Source organism: Methylobacterium sp. J-092, assembly GCF_022829325.1.
In the GTDB taxonomy this organism is placed as follows: domain Bacteria; phylum Pseudomonadota; class Alphaproteobacteria; order Rhizobiales; family Beijerinckiaceae; genus Methylobacterium.
The window spans coordinates 19,730-32,768 of the sequence record NZ_JAKSXU010000061.1 but is presented as its reverse complement, the minus strand read 5'-3'; the positions used below and the strand labels follow the sequence as shown (position 1 = coordinate 32,768).

10 protein-coding genes are annotated in these 13,039 nt (G+C 70.0%); 4 read left to right on the top strand and 6 right to left on the bottom strand.

Annotated elements, in window-relative coordinates; translation table 11 throughout:
• Positions 1–295 precede the first annotated feature (295 nt).
• Positions 296–1,750, top strand: coding sequence for a hypothetical protein (locus tag MKK60_RS05770; RefSeq protein WP_243984265.1), 1,455 nt, complete (start codon positions 296–298; stop codon positions 1,748–1,750).
• 438 nt (positions 1,751–2,188) lie between these two features.
• Here the strand turns inward: MKK60_RS05770 and MKK60_RS05765 are convergent, their stop codons facing one another.
• Positions 2,189–4,498, bottom strand: coding sequence for a lytic transglycosylase domain-containing protein (locus tag MKK60_RS05765; protein WP_243984262.1), 2,310 nt, complete (start codon positions 4,496–4,498; stop codon positions 2,189–2,191).
• 203 nt (positions 4,499–4,701) lie between these two features.
• Between MKK60_RS05765 and dapA the strand changes: the two genes are divergently transcribed.
• From dapA to MKK60_RS05750, 3 genes are all read left to right on the top strand, one after another.
• Positions 4,702–5,601, top strand: a complete 900-nt coding sequence (dapA, locus tag MKK60_RS05760; RefSeq protein ID WP_147843636.1) for a 4-hydroxy-tetrahydrodipicolinate synthase — start codon at positions 4,702–4,704, stop codon at positions 5,599–5,601.
• A 21-nt stretch (positions 5,602–5,622) separates the two neighbouring features.
• A complete protein-coding gene (gene smpB, locus MKK60_RS05755; protein ID WP_147727737.1) occupies positions 5,623–6,096 on the top strand; it encodes an SsrA-binding protein SmpB in 474 nt (157 codons plus the stop codon).
• Positions 6,097–6,407: 311 nt separating this feature from the next.
• On the top strand, positions 6,408–6,983 hold the full coding sequence (locus MKK60_RS05750) for a peroxiredoxin (RefSeq protein ID WP_243984260.1): 576 nt from the start codon (positions 6,408–6,410) through the stop codon (positions 6,981–6,983).
• Here MKK60_RS05750 and MKK60_RS05745 read toward each other — a convergent pair.
• The 5 genes from MKK60_RS05745 to MKK60_RS05725 all read right to left on the bottom strand — a co-directional run bounded on the left by MKK60_RS05745 (position 6,980) and on the right by MKK60_RS05725 (position 12,918).
• Positions 6,980–7,642, bottom strand: coding sequence for an NYN domain-containing protein (locus MKK60_RS05745; protein ID WP_243933007.1), 663 nt, complete (start codon positions 7,640–7,642; stop codon positions 6,980–6,982). The two genes, MKK60_RS05750 and MKK60_RS05745, sit on opposite strands and share 4 nt — an antisense overlap.
• A 336-nt stretch (positions 7,643–7,978) precedes the next feature.
• Positions 7,979–8,569, bottom strand: coding sequence for an orotate phosphoribosyltransferase (gene pyrE, locus MKK60_RS05740; RefSeq protein WP_243933954.1), 591 nt, complete (start codon positions 8,567–8,569; stop codon positions 7,979–7,981).
• A 161-nt stretch (positions 8,570–8,730) separates the two neighbouring features.
• Positions 8,731–9,228: a hypothetical protein gene (locus tag MKK60_RS05735; protein WP_243984258.1), complete on the bottom strand. Its 498-nt coding sequence runs from the start codon at positions 9,226–9,228 to the stop codon at positions 8,731–8,733.
• 358 nt (positions 9,229–9,586) lie between these two features.
• Positions 9,587–10,390 carry a lipocalin-like domain-containing protein gene (locus tag MKK60_RS05730; protein ID WP_243984256.1) on the bottom strand — a complete coding sequence of 268 codons (804 nt, stop codon included), beginning with the start codon at positions 10,388–10,390 and terminating at the stop codon, positions 9,587–9,589.
• 281 nt (positions 10,391–10,671) lie between these two features.
• Positions 10,672–12,918 carry a RelA/SpoT family protein gene (locus MKK60_RS05725; protein ID WP_147727741.1) on the bottom strand — a complete coding sequence of 749 codons (2,247 nt, stop codon included), beginning with the start codon at positions 12,916–12,918 and terminating at the stop codon, positions 10,672–10,674.
• Positions 12,919–13,039: the final 121 nt, after the last annotated feature.

Sequence of the window (13,039 nt, the reverse complement as noted above, 5' to 3'; positions counted from 1 at the left end):
GTTGCCGCGAGCGGGATCACGTCCCGCGCAGGGCGGCAGCGCCTGCTCGGCCGCCGCGGCTCGCTCCCCGTCATCCCATCCCGTCCCGAAGCTCCTGCGCGCAAGCGGTCGCCGCGCCGAATGCGGACGGTCGGGCGCGCGCTGAACCCACGCGAAGAAAAGCAACTCTCGGTTGTAAATTCAAACCCTCGTTAAGCATTCCCGCTCAGATTGCATGAGCCATGCAATGGATCTCGTGCGTTGTGTTCTCGGCACGATGCAGCCTCCCGGCGTGGTTCCCTGTCGGAGTGCCCCCATGTCTCGTCGCCAGAACCGCGCCTCCGCGCGCACGTCCACCCCTGCGCCGCGTCGCGAAGCGGCCCGCTCGCGCAGCACGATCGCGATCCCGCTGCTCGGAGGCGTTCTGCTCCTCGGCACTTCGGGCCTGGCCGAGGCCCAGGTCCTGCGCGGGGCGCTCGATACGGTGACCACGGCCGTGAACAGCACCGCCGGAAGCCTGGCGACGGTCGATGCGACCCTCGGCGGCGGCAACCTCGCGACCGTCGGCGCGACGGTCGGCGGCGGATCGGTCGCGAATGTCGGTGCAACCGTCGGTGGCGGATCGGTCGCGGATGTCGGGGCCACCGTCGGCGGCGGCACCGTCGCCAACGTCGGAGCGACGGTCGGCGGCGGATCGGTCGCGACGGTCGGTGCCACCGTCGGCGGCGGCACGATCGCCAATGTCGGCGCCACGGTCGGAGGCGGCACGATCGCCGGGGTCGGCGCGACCGTCGGCGGCGGCACCGTCGCCAATGTCGGCGCCACGGTCGGCGGCGGCACGATCGGATCCGTCGGCGTGTCGGTCGGCGGCGGAACCGGGACCACCGCCGGCACCGGAACCGGAACCGGCACGACGGGCGGCACCGCCTGCAATCCCTGCACGGGCGGCGGAGCCGGACCCGGCGGCGGCGGCGGCAGCACCGTGTACGATCCGGCCCGCATCGCGGCGATCGAGCTGCGGCTGTCGAACGCCGAGAACCTGCCGATCCGCGGCAACAACGTCAGCCAGTTCCCGCTCCCGGTCGCCGGCGGCGCTGACGCGCTCGCGGCCGGCTACGGCGCCACGGCGGGCGGCGTAAGCGCGACGGCCCTCGGGACCGAGGCGAACGCGGCGGGCGACGGCTCCATCGCGATCGGCCGCAGCGCCTCGGCGACGCAGGCCAACACCATCGCGATCGGTCCCGGCGCGCAGACCACCCGCACGAACCAGGTCGCGATCGGCAACGGCTCGAACACCTATACGCTCGGCGGGATCACGTCGGCGCAGAGCGCCGCGGCCCAGAACGGCGCGACGCAGTTCGTGACCACCGACGCGGCGGGCAACCTCGCGACCTCCGGCTACGGCCCGAGCACCATCGCAGGCCTCGGCTCCCGCCTCGACTCGGCGGAAGGGCGGATCGGCGGCGTCGAGTCGCGCGTCGGCGCGCTGGAATCGCGCACGAACGCCCTGTCGCAATACACTACCGAGACCCGGCGCGAGGCACGCCAGGGCGTCGCCACGGCGCTGGCGATGCCGACCGCGTCGATGCCCTCGGCACCCGGCCGCACCACCTGGGTCCTCAACAGCGCGACCTATCGCGGCGAGTGGGCCGGCGGCGCGGCACTCTCGCACCGCCTGCCGACCGCCGTGCCGCTGGCGATCAACGTCGGCTACGCCTATGGCGGCGACGGCGGCCACGGGGTGCGGGCCGGGCTCGGCGGCGAGTTCTGAGCGCGCCTCCCGCCCGGCTCGGGCCGGGTGGGCTCGGGCCATCGCGTTGGTCCTGAGGCAGTCGAAGCAGCAGGCCAGGCCTCTGGGTGAAGGGCGTGCCCGCCATCCAGGGGTCGTCTTCGTCGGACCCCCATGCGATCGGGCGATGGGGCTCGTCTCCCGCATCGACTTGCGGACGGGTCGAATTGCGCCGATCGGGGCGGCTCGTTCGCCAAACCCGACCCGTCATTCCGGGGCACCGAAGGCGAGCTCGGAATCCCGAACCGCCGAGCCGACCCGAAAGGGCGGCGACGGTCGATTCGGACAGCTTCGCTGGCGGTTCTGGGTTCCGGGCTCGGCTGCGCGGCCCCGGACTGACGGGTCGGGTTTCAGGACGGTCGCGGTCGGGTCGTCGAACCGTGCTTCGCCGTTCGGGCACGTCGGCCGCCCGCGACCCCCTCACCGCGCTCCGCGATGAAGGTCCCCGTCGATCAGCAGCGCGCTCTTGCCGTCGAGGCGGGTGCGGTAGACCTGCAGGTTCTCCATCACCCGCTGGACGTAGTTGCGGGTCTCGGTGAACGGGATGCGCTCGACCCAGTCGATCGCGTCGACCTCGCCCTTGCGCGGATCGCCGTAGGCGTCGATCCACTTCTTCACGTTGCCGCCGCCGGCGTTGTAGGAGGCGAAGGCGAGGATGTAGGAGCCGCGCCAATCCTCCATCAGCTCGCCGAGATGGGCCTGGCCGAGGCGCGCGCTGTAGATCGCGTCGGTGCCGAGCCGGTCCGGGTCGTAGGCGGCCGAGACGCGTCGCGCGGTGCGCTGGGCGGTGGCCGGCATCATCTGCATCAGGCCGCGCGCGCCGACGCCGGACTGCGCCCGCGGGTCGAACTGGCTTTCCTGGCGCGCGATCGCGAAGACCATCGCCTTCTCGACCAGCGGCACCGAGCCGAACGCCTCGTAGGCCGGGATGCCGATGGTGGGGTAGGCGTGCGCGTCGAGGGGCAGGCCGCGCTGCACCGCGAGCTTGCCGACGGCGACGAGGGCGCGGGCGTCCTTCATCTCGACGGCGAGGTCGCCGAGGGCCTGCACCTCGCGCGCATCGGTGAGGCGCTGCGCGGTGTCGATGTAGAGCGGAAGCGCCAGCTCCTTCAGCGAGGCGGCCCCGAGCAGGCGCAGGGCACGGATGCAGAGCCGGTCGTCGAAGGCGGCGCGCGCCGGGCCGTCGAGGTCGGCGGGCGCGCGCAGCGCGAGGCTGGTCTGGCCGAGCTTGGCCCGGGCGAGCTGCCCGTAATAGGCGATCGGCTGCAGCGCCGCGGTCTCGTAGAACCCCTTGGCCGCATCGGCCTGCCCGAGGGCTTCGGCCGCCCGGCCCTGCCAGTAGGCGGCGCGGGCGATCGAGATCGGCGTCTCGGCGATGCCGGCGGCGAGCGCGAAGTGGCGGGACGCGGCCTCCGGGTCGCTGCCGAAGCGGAGCGCGATCCAGCCGGCGTGGAACTCGGCCTCGATCCGCTTCTCGACCGTGCGGGCCGGGTTGGCGCTCGCCACCGCGTAGGCGGTCCTGGCGTCGCCGAGGTCGATCAGTTTGCGCGCGACGATGCGGCGCTCGACCCACCATTCGTCGCCGTCGACGAGCACGTCCGGATTGCTCGGCGCGGTCGCCAGCACGGCCGCCGCCTCGGCCGGCTTGTCGGCCCGGCGCAGGAACTGCGCCCGCGACAGGATGTAGGAGCTGTCGCTGCGCAGCGACGGCGGCACCGCCGCAAGCGCGGACGCGGCCCCGGAGCTCTTGTCCTCGACGGCGCGGCGCGCCCGCACCAGGCTGGCATACGCGCCGCCGGCATAGGTCGCGGCCCGGCCGGCCGCCTCCCAGTCTTCCTTCAGGAGCGCACGCTCCATGCGGTAGCGGTGATCGATGCGGGTGAGCACGCCCGGGAAGGCGTCGGCGACCCTGGCCTCGAGCGAGCGGCCGAAGGTCTCGGAGCGCCACAGGTCGCGGACGAGGTCGGCGGCGTCCGCATCGAGCCCGTCCGCCTTGAACGCCAGCGCCAGGGCGAACTTGCCCGGCGCGCTCGCCGGCCGGGTCGCACCGAAATAGGCGCGCACCGTCGCCGGATTCCTGCGCTCGGTGAGCAACGCCTCCTCGGCGCGGCGGCGGAGCAGCGGGCCCGCCGGCCAGTCCGGGTTGGCGCGGGTGAAGGCGACGGTGCGCTCGAAGCCGATGCCGGCGCCGGCGCGGATCGCGACCCATTCGAGCAGCGCCCGCGCCGCCGGATCGGAGAAGCCGTCGCGCAGGCGGTCGCCGTCGGCGACCTTGCCCTTGCGGTAGAAGTCGATCGCCTGGCGCAGCTGGGCGACGTCGGTGTCGCCGACGCGGGCGATCGGGCCGAGGCCCGGCACCTCCGGCACGGGGGCGGCCGGCGTCACGGCGGCGTCGGGCAGCGGGAAGGCGACGGGCGCGTCCGGGTCGGCCGAGGCGTAGGCGGCGGAGCCCGCCGGGAGCGCCTGCCCGGGCGGAAGCGGCTTGGCGGCCCCGGCATCGCCGGCGGCCTTCAGATCGAGCTTGAGCGCGTCGGCGGCGACCGGATCGATCGCGGTCCTGGAGCCCTCGACCTGGCTGGCCGGCGCCGTGGCGTCGCTCGCCGGCGGCGTCGGCTGCGAGGCGGGCGGGGCCTGGACCCGCGGCAGGTCGACCGCCGGCGCGGCCAGCGCCACGCCCGCGGTCAGCGCGAGGCCGAGGGCAACGATCTGCGAGCGTGTGAGGGACGCCATGGATGCGGTCACTCTCTGCGATCCGGTTTCGACGGATGCCGGCAAAGGACAGCCTCGACGCCGAGCGTTAAGAACGCATTAACCGCGTGCGCGAAGGGTTTGCGCGGGGGTGGCGGAAGCCCTATGTCTGCGCCGCCCGCAGCGCGGCGCCGGACCACCGGCCCAGGCCGGAGCGGGCAACGAGACCGGCTGGGACGCCCGAGATGACCGAGACCACTGCGCGCCGCCTTCGGGGCTCCATGACCGCCCTGGTGACGCCGTTCCGCGACGGCGCCTTCGACGAGGCGGCGTTCCGAAAGTTCGTGGCCTGGCAGATCGAGCAGGGCAGCCACGGCCTGGTGCCGACCGGCACCACCGGCGAGAGCCCGACACTGACGCACAGCGAGCACGACCGCGTGGTCGAGGCCTGCATCGACGAGGCCGGCGGCCGCGTGCCGGTGATCGCCGGCGCCGGGTCGAACTCCACGGCCGAGGCGGTCGAGCGGGCGCAGCACGCCGAGAAGGCGGGCGCCGACGCGGTGCTCGTGGTCACGCCGTACTACAACAAGCCGACGCAGAGCGGGCTCTACGCCCACTTCAAGGCCGTCAACGACGCGGTCGGCATTCCGATCATCATCTACAACATCCCTCCGCGCTCCGTCGTCGACATGAGCGTCGAGACGATGGCGCGCCTGTTCGAGCTCAAGAACATCGCCGGGGTGAAGGACGCGACCGCCAAGATCGATCGCGTCAGCCTCCAGCGGCAGGCCATGGGCGAGGGTTTCATCCAGCTTTCGGGCGAAGATGCGACCGCGCTCGGCTACAACGCCCATGGCGGCCACGGCTGCATCTCGGTGGTGTCGAACGTGGCGCCGCGGCTCTGCGCCGACCTCCAGGAGGCGACGCTGTCGGGCGACTTCGCCAAGGCGCTGCAGCTGCAGGACCGGCTGCTGCCGCTCCAGGTCGGGCTGTTCGCCGAATCCAACCCGTCGCCGGTGAAGTACGCCCTGGAACGCCTCGGCCACATGAGCGCCGACGTGCGCCTGCCGCTCGTGCCGGTCTCGGACGCGACCAAGGCGATCGTCGACGCCGCCCTGCGCCATGCCGGCCTCCTGGCCGGCTGACGCCAGGCACCGAAGAGACCGATGGCTCCCAAACCCGAACCGAACCGCCGCATCGTCGCCGACAACCGCGCCGCGCGCTTCCACTACGCGATCGAGGACACCCTGGAGGCCGGCATCTCGCTGACCGGAACCGAGGTGAAATCGCTGCGCAGCGGGCGCGCGACCATCGGCGAGGCCTATGCCGGCCCGTCGGGCGGCGACCTGATGCTGTTCAACGCCTACATCCCGGAATACGTCCAGGCGAGCCGCTTCAACCACGAGACCAAGCGCCCGCGGCGCCTGCTGATGCACCGCCGCCAGATCGACAAGTGGATCGGCGCGACGCAGCGCCAGGGCTACACGGTGGTGCCGCTGAAGATCTACTTCAACGAGAAGGGCCGCGCGAAGGTCGAGCTCGGTCTCGGCAAGGGTAAGCAGGCCCACGACAAGCGCGAGGCCGCCAAGGAGCGCGACTGGCAGCGCGACCGCGCCCGGATCATGCGCGACCGGGGGTAGCTCCCGGACGGCCGCGCGGGTCGGCGCGACGATGCCCGGCCCGGGTTGCGAGAGTCCGATTGCGCCTTCCCTCCCCCCATTGCGGGGGAGGGTGGGCCTCGCGTGAGCGAGGGTCGGGAGAGGGGTGCGCCGTATCCGGCAGCGTCGCACCCCTCTCCCGACCCGCTTCGCGGGCCACTCTCCCCCGCAGAGGGGGGAGGGAAGCGACGCGCGGATGTTCGTTCAAGAAAGCAGATTTCGAGGCTGGAACGAGAGGTGGCGTGCGCGATGCCCCATCTCGTTGAATCGCCTGCTCGAACCGGAGCCGCGCCATGGACCCGAACCTCGCCCTGCCCGCCGACCTTCCCACCCCGATCGACGACGGTGCGGCGGCGCACCTGACCGGGATGAGGCTGCCGGACGTGTCGCTCGCGGCGACCGACGGCACCCGCGTCTCGCTGGCGAAGCTCGCCGGGCGGACGGTGGTCTTCGCCTATCCGCGAACCGGCGCGCCGGGACAGCCGAACCTGGTGGCGGACTGGGACGCGATTCCCGGTGCACGCGGCTGCACGCCGCAAGCGTGCGGCTTCCGCGATCTCCATGACGACCTGAAGGCCCGCGGCGTCGCGCAGGTGCACGGGCTCTCGACGCAGACGGGCGCCTACCAGCGCGAGGCGGCGACGCGCCTGCAGCTGCCGTTCACGCTGCTGTCGGACGCCTCGCGCGCCTTCGCGATGGCGGTGCGGCTGCCGACCTTCGAGGCGGCCGGTACCATCCTGCTGTGCAGGCTCAGCCTCGTCGTCGACGACGGCGTCGTGACGAAGGTGTTCTACCCGGTGTTCCCACCCGATCGCAGCGCGGCCGACATCCTGGCCTGGCTCGATGGGGAGGGAACCGCGAAGGCCTAATCCTCGGCGGGGGCGTCCGGCGCTCCGTTCGCGCCCTGACGGATGCCGTAGCGGCTTTCCAGGCCCGGGTTGGCGCGGGCGGGCCGCTCGGCATAGTCGCGCGTCCGGTCGCCGGCCGGGCGAGCCTGCCGCTCGCCGGGGTCTCGCCCGACCTTGCCGATCAGCTGCACGAGGTCGACGAACTCGTCGGCCTGGCGGCGCAGGTCGTCGGAGATCATCGCCGGCTGGGTCTGGATGGTGGAGACCACCGTGACCTTCACGCCGCGGCGCTGCATCGCCTCGACCAGCGAGCGGAAATCGCCATCGCCGGAGAACAGCACCATGTGGTCGATGTACTGGCTCAGCTCGAGCGCATCGATCGCAAGCTCGATGTCCATGTTGCCCTTGACCTTGCGGCGGCCGAGCGAGTCGGTGAACTCCTTGGCGGGCTTGGTGACGACGCGGTAGCCGTTGTAGTCGAGCCAGTCGATCAGCGGACGGATCGAGGAATACTCCTGATCCTCGATCATCGCGGTGTAGTAGAACGCCCGAATCATGTTGTCGCGGGACTGGAATTCTTTCAGAAGCCGCTTGTAGTCGATGTCGAAGCCGAGGGCCTTCGTCGTCGCGTAGAGGTTGGCGCCGTCGATGAACAGGGCGCTGCGCTGTAGTGCACTCATGGCACGATCCATTTCTAAAATATAACCAAAACAATCATGGCACGTACCGCCCGCGGAAAAGCAGGTGGACGACACGCATCAAGGTTACGGGTGCAAAGTCGGCCCAACGGAGGACAGTGGACGCTGCTTGTTCCAAAAATCGCCGGCGACGGTGCGCAATAGTGACCGTACGGCATGTGTGAAGCGCACGATGGAATGTGTCAACCTTCGACGGAAAACGTCCTTTCGACGATCGGTCGACACAACCTCGTCGATCTTTTTCTCATTCGCCCCGCAACAACAGCGAAACATCTGCTGCCGGGACGATCAAACGCGCGTGAGCCCGTCGGCCAGCGCTCAGGCCTGCGACATGACACGGCTGCCCGGCTTTACCGGAGGCAATGCGGCCAGCTCGGGCGGCAGCGCGTCGGGGGGATAGGCCGGGATGTCGAGTGTGACGAGCGAGAGCAGCGGCAGGCCGATCTCGCCGCGGCCGCCCGAGCGGTCGATCAGGCAGGCGGCGCCGACGATCTCGCCGGGCTCGCCCCGCAGCGAGGCGAGGCATTCGCGCGCGGACAGCCCGGTCGTGACGATGTCCTCGACGATCACCGCGCGCTGGCCGGCCGGGATGCTGAAGCCGCGCCGCAGGGTGAACGGGCCGCCGGGATCGCGCTCGACGAAGATCGCGCGCGCCCCGAGGTGCCGCGCGGTCTCGTAGCCGGGCACGATGCCGCCGATCGCCGGCGAAACGACGATGTCGATTGGGCCGAAGCGCGCCGTGATCACGGCGGCGAGCGCCCTGCACAGGCGCTCGGTGCGCGGCGGCTCGGAGAAAATCGCCATCTTCTGCAGGAAGACCGCCGAGCGCAGGCCGGAGCTCAGGATGAAGTGGCCTTCGAGCAGCGCGCCCGCATCGCGGAACTCCGCGAGAACCTCATCCGGACTCATGCGCACGGCTCCTCGCGGGGTGATGGCGGCCGCTGCGCTTGTGGCAGCGGGAGCAGGTGGAGGCAAGCGGAAGGGGAAGAGGAAGGCGTTCGTGTCCCGGCTCGCATTCGGAACCCGAAAAACCCGCCCGCGGGGCAGCGGACGGGCCGGCGTCGCCGACGTCAGCGGTTGGACGCCATGCCGGCGGGCGGCTTGAAGTTCCCCTGCCATTGGGTGACCTGATCCGTCGGCGAGGAGAAGGTGGTCGTGAAATTCCCGTTCCCCTTCATGCCCACGAACGGGCCCGTCGCCTCGACGACCTTCGAGCTTCCGACGGCCATGAGGCGCCCCTGCGGATCGGTCGTCACCTTCCCTTGCAGCGTACTGGTCACCGAACCGTCCGGCGTCGTCAGGGTAATCCTACCCTTCACCGGCCCCTGACCTTTCACGAGCGTCACGCTGTCCTCGAGCGTGACCTGCGCGTTGTCGAGCGGCTGACCCGGGCTCCTGTTGACGCCCGAACCGCTCTCGTCGATCTGCACGCGGTCAGGACCCGTCGGTTGCGGACTCTGCTTGTCGTAGTGAACCCAGAACGTGCCGTTCATCGGCATGGCGCGAGCAGCCACCGTCCCGGCGATCATCGTTGCAACGGCAGCGGATACCACTGTCTTCTTCAACATTGGACGTCCTCCTCGCTGAGGTGCATGATTTTTTTAACGGACGTAGATTATCGCCAAACCCTCTTATGAAATATGGCGGTCAGACACGTCTATATACGTATCTACGGCCGATCAAACAACTGTCCGTATCTGCAATATTTCCTCGAACAACAATCGACCTCGCAATCGAAACATCCAAATAATATGATGGATCATGCGATACGGCGAAGTACGTGGCGCATGCCATTCTCGACCGTATCCGAAACGTCTTCGGGCAACGAGCGGCACCAATGCAGGCTGAGTCGCAGAGGGGTCGCTCTCGATCCTTCGACATGCGCCATGCCTCGCCGAGCAGCGTGTCGAGTACGCAGCAAGAAAACTATCTGACCTTCTCCCAGACGATCGTGAGCACCTCCATCTTCCCCTCCTGGACCGACATCTGCGGCTTCGTCGTGTAGATCAGCCGACCATCCCGAGCCACGATATCCCGTATGAAGTCTTGGCCGCTCCAGAATTCGTTCCACGATGCATCGACGTGGTGGGTGATGGCGTTGCCGTTCAAGGTGAACGTTCCCGCATAGGCCCACATCGTCCGGAACAGTTTCGCGCGATCGGCATCGGTCAGATTGGTCGCCTTCTCGACATTCGGCCGCTCGTTGCTCACGGCAACCGTCATCATGCGCCCGTCGGGCGAGTAGGTGATGTAACCGACCGGCTTCGACCCGAGGGTGTTGCGCTCCTCGCCGGAATCGATGAAGCGCGTCACGCTGCTGACAAGCTTCCAGGTGCCGTACACCTCCGACGGCTCGATGGCGTCGGCGGTCGCCGGGATCGACAGCAGCGCGACCGCACACAGGCTGCGTAGCATGGGCGCCTCCTCGGGTGATTGCATGCGAATCGGACGATATAATACATCGTCGAGCGAATACGATCCTCTACCAATTTCGGAGGCGTGTCGAGGGCGCTCATTTCGCGAACGATAGTCGATCGGGTGGATGCCGATCGATGCCGGGTCGAGGACCGCGTCCAGAAGGCCGGCTCCCCGAAGGATGGAAAGGCGCGACAGAACGGTTTCGAGCATCGGGTCGAGCGCCGGGGTGCCGATCTCGCCGATGAGCTTTGCCGCTTCGCGCCGATCACCGCGAGCGCCATTCCGGCGATCTTGCGAAACTGAACGGTGCATTCTTCAGGGATGATCCGGTCGGGACTGGATCCATCGTCCCGAGCGTGCTTCAGGCGGCGCGATCGGGTTCGTGCTGCGGCCACGCGATCCGAGAGCGGCATCGCCACAAGTCCGGGCTCACCCGCCCGGACCGGGAAAAGCGCTCCGCGATGGCGTCGACCGGGCCCGGCGTGAAGCATCGTTCGACCAAGAGCACGGGCACCGCGGGCATGGCCTCCAGGGTGCGGCGAGCTGGTGTGGCAAGCCGCGAGTCGTCGTCCACGTCCTCGCGCCGAGGCGCCCTACCCGTTCACCCGGTCGACCCGGCTCACCGTCCGCTTGCCGCGCAGCTCCGCGATGATCGCGTTCAGATGCTGCAGGTCCCAGACCGAGAGGTCGATCACGATGTCGGTGAAGTCCTGGGTGCGGCGCTTCATCGAGAGGTTGTCGATGTTGCCGTCGTGGTCGGCGATCACCTGTGCGATCTGCGCCAGCACGCCGGGCTCGTTGATCGATTGCGTGGCGAGCCGCGCGGGGAAGCGCTCGGTGGCGTCCGCCTCGATGTCCCAGCGCACGTCGAGCCAGCGCTCGGGCTCGTTGTCGAACGCGGCCAGGGCCGCCGACTGGATCGGGTAGATCGTCACGCCGACGCCGGGCGTCAGGATGCCGACGATGCGGTCGCCGGGCACCGCGCCGCCGTCCGGGGCGAAGCTCACGGGCAGGTCGCCGGCGAGGCCGCGGATCGGGATCGCGTCGGTTCCGTCCGCCGCGCCGCCGCCCGGGAAGGTCAGGCGCATGGTCTGGTCCTTCGACCGGATCAAGCGGCCGGCGCCGTTGACTACCGGTTGCGGCACCCCGGCCGGGCCCGATTTCCGCTCGTCCTTGTAGTCTGGGTAGACGCCGCGCACGACGTCGCCCGAGAACATCTCGCCGCGCCCCACCGCCGCGAACACGTCCTCGGCCGAGGCGCGGGCGAGGCGCGGGAGCGCGCCGCGCAGCTTGTCGTCGGTGAAGCTCTTGCCCGCGCGCTCGAACGCCCGGTCGAGGATCTGGCGCCCGAGGCCGGCATATTGCCGACGCACCGCCGAGCGGGTCGCGCGCCGGATCGCGGCGCGGGCCTTGCCGGTGACGACGAGCGATTCCCAGGCGGCCGGCGGCGCGGCGCCGTCCGAGCGCGAGATCTCGACCTCGTCGCCGTTGGCGAGCTCGTGCAGCAGCGGCGCCATCCGGCCGTTGATCTTGGCGCCGACCGCCGAGTTGCCGACGTCGGTGTGCACCGCGTAGGCGAAGTCGATCGGCGTGGCGCCGCGCGGGAGGGCGATGAGCCGGCCCTTCGGCGTGAAGCAGAACACCTGGTCCTGGAACAGCTCGAGCTTGGTGTGCTCGAGGAACTCCTCGGGGCTGTCGCCCTCGGCCAGCAGCTCGATCGTGCGGCGCAGCCACTGGTAGGCGCCGCTCTCGGCCGCCAGCCGCGGGGCGACGCCGCCCTCCGGCTCGCGGCCGGCCGGCAGCTTGCCGGCCTCCTTGTAATGCGCGTGCGCGGCGATGCCGTACTCGGCGATGTCGTCCATCGCCCGGGTGCGGATCTGCAGCTCGACGCGCTGGCTCTTCGGGCCGATCACCGTAGTGTGGATCGAGCGGTAGTCGTTCTGCTTCGGTGTCGAGATGTAGTCCTTGTAGCGCCCCGGCACCATCGGCCAGGTGGTGTGGACGACGCCGAGCGCCGCGTAGCAATCGTCCAGCGTCTCGACGACGACGCGGAAACCGAACACGTCCGAGAGCTGCTCGAAGGCGACGGATTTGCGCTCCATCTTCGACCAGATCGAGAACGGCCGCTTCTGGCGGCCAGTGACGGCGGCCTCGATCCCGCGGGCGGAGAGTTTTGCGGTGAGGTCGCGCTCGATGGTGTCGACCAGGCTCTCGGTCTTCGCGGTGAGGTCGGAGAGCCGCCGCGTGACGGTGGCGTAGATCTCCGGCTTGAGGTTGCGGAAGGACAGGTCCTCCAGCTCCTCGCGCAGCTCCTGCATGCCCATGCGGCCGGCCAGCGGCGCGTAGATGTCCAGCGTCTCCTGCGCGATCCGCTCGCGCTTGTCCGCGCGCATGTGCTGGAGCGTGCGCATGTTGTGCAGGCGGTCGGCGAGCTTGACCAGCAGCACGCGCACGTCCGCCGCCACGGCGAGCAGCAGCTTGCGGAAGTTCTCGCCCTGCGCCGCGCGCTTCGAGACGAGGTCGAGGCGCTTGAGCTTGGTCAGGCCGTCGACCAGCGCGCCGATCTCGGGGCTGAACAGCTCGCGGATCTCGTCGAGCGTCGCCGCCGTATCCTCGACGGTGTCGTGCAGCACCGCCGCGACGATGGTCGCGTCGTCGAGGCGCAAGTCCGTGAGGATCGCGGCGACCTCGAGGGGATGGGCGAAGAACGGGTCGCCGGACGCCCGCTTCTGCGTGCCGTGCGCGCGCATGGCGTAGACGTAGGCACGGTTGAGCAGCGCCTCGTTCGTCGCGGGGTTGTAGCGCTTCACCCGCTCGACGAGTTCGTACTGGCGCATCATCCGCCGGGAGACCCTTTCCGATCGCGAGGAGGCGCAAGTCTCACGCAAGCCGCGGCCGCGCGCCAGCCCCGAATGCGTCGCAGCCCGAGAAAGCCGAGGCGGCGCGCAAGCAAAAGGCCCG

What these genes read in the sequence shown, in the direction of transcription:
- MKK60_RS05735 (WP_243984258.1), bottom strand. Translation starts at nt 9,228, where the DNA reads ATGTTGAAGAAGACAGTGGTATCCGCTGCCGTTGCAACGATGATCGCC.
- MKK60_RS05725 (WP_147727741.1), bottom strand. Translation starts at nt 12,918, where the DNA reads ATGATGCGCCAGTACGAACTCGTCGAGCGGGTGAAGCGCTACAACCCC.
- MKK60_RS05745 (WP_243933007.1), bottom strand. Translation starts at nt 7,642, where the DNA reads ATGAGTGCACTACAGCGCAGCGCCCTGTTCATCGACGGCGCCAACCTC.
- pyrE (WP_243933954.1), bottom strand. Translation starts at nt 8,569, where the DNA reads ATGAGTCCGGATGAGGTTCTCGCGGAGTTCCGCGATGCGGGCGCGCTG.
- smpB (WP_147727737.1), top strand. Translation starts at nt 5,623, where the DNA reads ATGGCTCCCAAACCCGAACCGAACCGCCGCATCGTCGCCGACAACCGC.
- MKK60_RS05770 (WP_243984265.1), top strand. Translation starts at nt 296, where the DNA reads ATGTCTCGTCGCCAGAACCGCGCCTCCGCGCGCACGTCCACCCCTGCG.
- MKK60_RS05750 (WP_243984260.1), top strand. Translation starts at nt 6,408, where the DNA reads ATGGACCCGAACCTCGCCCTGCCCGCCGACCTTCCCACCCCGATCGAC.
- MKK60_RS05765 (WP_243984262.1), bottom strand. Translation starts at nt 4,498, where the DNA reads ATGGCGTCCCTCACACGCTCGCAGATCGTTGCCCTCGGCCTCGCGCTG.
- dapA (WP_147843636.1), top strand. Translation starts at nt 4,702, where the DNA reads ATGACCGAGACCACTGCGCGCCGCCTTCGGGGCTCCATGACCGCCCTG.
- MKK60_RS05730 (WP_243984256.1), bottom strand. Translation starts at nt 10,390, where the DNA reads ATGCACCGTTCAGTTTCGCAAGATCGCCGGAATGGCGCTCGCGGTGAT.